Origin of the sequence: [Lactobacillus] rogosae, assembly GCA_900112995.1 — a bacterium.
Classification (GTDB): domain Bacteria; phylum Bacillota; class Clostridia; order Lachnospirales; family Lachnospiraceae; genus Lachnospira; species Lachnospira rogosae.
This window is the reverse complement of sequence record FONU01000043.1, coordinates 1-4702: the sequence shown is the minus strand read 5'-3', so window position 1 is coordinate 4702 and position 4702 is coordinate 1. Positions and strand designations below refer to the sequence as shown.

The 4702-nt window shown below is 31.8% G+C and carries 4 protein-coding genes; all 4 read left to right on the top strand.

Going from position 1 to position 4702, the window contains the following annotated elements:
• Positions 1-1070, top strand: a 1070-nt coding sequence (locus BM157_RS12710; protein WP_318256005.1) for a glycoside hydrolase family 25 protein, incomplete at its 5' end; no start/stop codon positions are given.
• Positions 1071-1174: 104 nt separating this feature from the next.
• Positions 1175-2257: an acyltransferase gene (locus tag BM157_RS12705; protein ID WP_055174173.1), complete on the top strand. Its 1083-nt coding sequence runs from the start codon at positions 1175-1177 to the stop codon at positions 2255-2257.
• Positions 2258-2689: 432 nt separating this feature from the next.
• Positions 2690-2899 carry a hypothetical protein gene (locus BM157_RS12700; protein ID WP_090141450.1) on the top strand — a complete coding sequence of 70 codons (210 nt, stop codon included), beginning with the start codon at positions 2690-2692 and terminating at the stop codon, positions 2897-2899.
• A 100-nt stretch (positions 2900-2999) separates the two neighbouring features.
• Positions 3000-4702: C1 family peptidase (locus BM157_RS12695; protein ID WP_318256004.1), on the top strand; the 1703-nt coding region annotated here is incomplete at its 3' end.

The window sequence follows — 4702 nt, the reverse complement described above, 5'->3', positions numbered from 1 at the left end:
TAGCCGAGAATGAATATGGCTGGTGGAAGATAGAAGGCGGTAAAGTTAATTTTGATTATACTGGTTTAGCTGATAGTGATAACGGAAGAATGTATGTATCAAATGGTGGCGTGGATTTTGGTTATACAAATGTTATTCAGGATGGAGATGTCTGGGTATATGTAGAGAACGGCAAAGTAAGATATGATTATACAGGTATTAGAGAGAATGCTAATGGCTGGTGGAAAATAGAGTCAGGTATTGTTAATTTTAAGTTTACAGGTATTGCTTCCAATGAGAATGGTGAATTTTACATAAAGGATGGAAAAGTCGATTTTGATTATTCTGGAACAATTAATCAGTCAGATTGCATATATACAGTAAAATCAGGCTGGGTTGTATCTAAAGAAGGTATATCTGGTATAATTAAAGGGGTAGATGTATCACACCATAATAATGACAATGGAGAAGGCGTACTTAACTGGGCGGAAGTAGCAAATGCAGGTTACAAATTCGCAATGGTAAAAGTTGCTGGAAGATCTATAGGTGATGATGGAAGTCTTTATATAGATAAGTATTATGAAGAGAATATAAAAGGTGCACTTTCCAATGGTTTACAGGTAGGAGTATATTTCTTCTCTCAGGCAATGTCTGTAGATGAAGCTATTGAAGAAGCTAATTATATTTGTGATTTAATTGCTGGTTATAATATCTCATATCCAGTTGTATTTGATTGGGAAACAACAAGCGGTTATAGAACTCAGGATTTGCGCAGTAATAGTGAATTACGTACAGCAATGAGTGTAGCATTTTGTGATACAGTAAAAAATAGGGGATATGACCCTATGATATATATCAACAAATATGATTATCTTAATTATGTTGATACAGAAAAATTATCTTCAAGTTATGATATATGGCTTGCCTGGTATTGGAATGATTATGATGAAACAGGTAGAGTATGGCAGGAAGGTGATGCTGTTCCTGATAAAGAAAAATATAATTACAGAATGTGGCAGTACTCAAGTACAGCAGGAGTTCCTGGAATAGCAGGCGGCTGTGACGTTAATATTGCATATGGAACAAGATAAAATAAATTAATTGATTTAATCCAGCATAGCATTTAGTATGTATATGCTGGATTTTGATATAAAATCCCATTTTATAGGGTTACTACCTGGAAAGGAAATACAACATGGATAATAAAAGATTGGATATAGAACTTATAAGGATTATAGCTGTATTTTTTGTGATTTTTAATCATACAGGTACTATGGGATATTTTTTGTTTGCATCTTATGAGCCACGAAGTATTCAATATTGGATATATCTGTTTATTTCGGTATTTTGTAAAATATCAGTTCCACTTTTTTTTATGATAACAGGGGCACTTATGTTAAACCGTAAAGAGGAATCGCTTAGATATTTATGGAAACACAGGGTGTTACACATATGTTGTATTTTGATAATATGGTCATTTTTTTATTATATGGTTTTAGTAAAAGAAGGGGTTGAAGCTTTTAATATTGTGCGATTTTTCAGACAGCTTTATGTTTATAACTGGAATTTTTCATTCTGGTATTTATATGTATATATTGCATTATTAATATGTCTGCCTTTATTACAGAAGATTGCACAGAGTCTTAGCAATAAAGATTATATATATATGACTATTTTATATATCACTTTTAAAATGATTATTCCAAGCTTACAGTATATTTTATGGCGGGGAAGATACACATTAAATAATAATATTGATTTAGGATGGATAACATCTAATATAGTAATATTTCCATTAATGGGTTATTTTCTTAGTTATAGAGTGAAGGAATTTTGGAACAAAAAAAGAATTTTAATTCTCTGGGGTATTAATATATGTACTATTTTTATGTCATGTTATTTGACATATTATAGGGCATCAGTTATGGGGGTATGTAATGAAGAGAGTTCTCAGGCATTTCACGATACGTTTGTATTGATTAACTGTATAACGGTATTTGTTACATGTCAGTATTTAAATGATAAATCGCAGCTCCTTTCTAAAATTAGTAAACAGATTATTTCATTGGGGGGATGTACCTTTGGAATTTATCTTACACACATATATATTAAGGATCATACAGCTATAACAAGATATATTAGTAAGTTGTTTCAAGATATAATACCAATACCACGAATGTTGTATGCATTTATTTACTGTATCATTATTTTTATATGTGGATATATAATTACATTGTTATTAAAGAAAATACCATTCATAAAAAGAATAGTATCCTGATTTATAATGTACTTACAAAAAAATACATATACTATAAAAATATGTTGGATCGTGTTTATGGATACATAGCTTTGTATGAGGGTAATTGAGAATAGTTATGCTCATAATTATGCAATAAATAATAATATACATTGGACAATTTTGAAAAAATAGATTATAAACTGGTTTATGTTAACTTATTTTTAATAATCAGCATTTTTACTGAATATTTAGTGAAAATGCTGGTTATTAAAAGTCAGAACATAGACCATTTTTTGTTTACTTATAATCTCATATATAATATAATATATATAAAATTAGACTTACTTGTAGACGTGAATAATAGCATAAGAATTTTATATAAAGATATTGGTTTGATAAAATTAGGTAAAAATTAATATTGTTACATAAGACAAGTATATGAAAATTAAAAAATAGAAACGGAGGAATTATATGGCTGATAGCAATATTAAAAGAATTGTTTCAACAGTGTTAAGCATTATGCTTATATTTGGGACAGTAAGCATTATACCGGCACAACAGGTGTCGGGCAGTGGAGTACAGGAGTTAGCTGTGTCAACACGTTATTATGCTAATTATGTAAGGGTTGATAAGTGGAATGGCAGAATATACACTATTCAGCCGATGATTCTTATGACATAGCATTAACAACAGATAATAATGGCTCATATGTATACAATGGTGTAAGATATAACATAGTAAATGGACGGGCATACAGAGTATAAAAGAAAAGAGGTACAATATGAACAAGAAATATGTAAGTAAAATATTAGCGGGTATTCTTGCGGTTAATATGATTGTCACATCATCAGCATTAACATTTGCTGCTGATAATGACAGCAAAGATGCGTATCTGAATTATCAGAATGAAACAGCATATATTAATGAGAATTATCACGCAACAGGTTATAGGGAATTAGATGAAGAATATCAGATAATACCAGATGTCCTTAATGATAATTATTCTTATATAGATGGAACAGAGATTACAAAGGCAGCTGCATATCCAAGCACATATAAAACTGCAAATCTTCCTGATGTAAGAGATCAGGGGAGTTATGGCGTATGTTGGGCTTTTTCTACGATATCATTGATAGAAACTAATCTTATAAAGAAAAATCTTGTATCTAATGATATAGATTTATCGGAATTACATCTTGTAAATTATACATATAATTGCGTTAATGACCCATTGGGTGGACTTGAAGGTGATATTAACAAGTTTGATACATCATATGGTTCAGTTATGCAATATGGTGGTAATGTAGAGATGGCAGCTAATTCACTTCTTGATTGGGAAGGTGCTGTTAACGAGGATGTTGTTCCTTATACAACAGAGTATGTAAGACAGGTTGAAAATAATCAATTGGATGATTCACTTGCATATGGAAAGGATGTTGCACACGTCCAGAATTTTTACAGAGTGAACACGACAAGTAAGGAAGATGTTAAGAAAGCAGTTATGGATTATGGTGCTGTATCCATATCGTACTGGTCAGATCAGAGTAGTGATTGGAGTACGCAGTATTATAATAGTTTAACAGCAGCATATTATTGTCCAGAAGGCCACATAACCAATCATGCGGTGAATATTGTAGGCTGGGATGATGATTATTCATCAGATAATTTTGCAACTAAACCGGAAGGTAATGGTGCGTGGATAGTAAGAAATAGCTGGGGCAGTGAATATGGTAAAGATGGATATTTTTACTTATCTTACTATGATAAATCTATATATTCAGTAGGGTATACACTTGAGGCAGAGCTTTCAGATAATTATAATAATAATTATCAGTATGATGGTGCGATGCTTTATGGATATATGGGATACACAGGTTCTAATAAATATTCTAATATATTTGAAGCCAAAGCCAATCTGGGTGGAAGCGAGAATATTAAGGCTGTTTCATTTATGACAGGAAGTTCTACTAATCTTAATTATACAGTTAGTGTATATACTAATCTGTCAGATGATACTAATCCAGAAAGTGGAACGCTTGCGGCACAGAAAAGCGGTGTTACAACATATGACGGAATGTATACAGTTGTGCTTGACAGTTCTGTGAATATTAATGAAGGGAAAAAGTTCTCAGTTGTTGTAGAAGTTAATAGTAATTCAGGTAAGACAGCATATTTAGCATATGAACGCAGTATGCAGTCTGGTAAGGCAGGATATTGGTGTACAGCATCAGTCAAGGCTAATCAGAGCTTTATAAATAGTCCTTATAATGGTTGGAATGATTTTAGTAATAAATCATATGGTGGTAACTTTATTATTAAGGCATTTACAGACAATGAAACAACAACTGTGGATGTTGAAAAAGTAAGCCTTAATAAGAGTGCAACAACATTGACAGAAGGTGAGAGCGAGACATTAACAGCTACAATAACACCATCAAATGCAACTGGTGATAAGACAGTAAAGTGGAGCAGTAGTAACGAGGC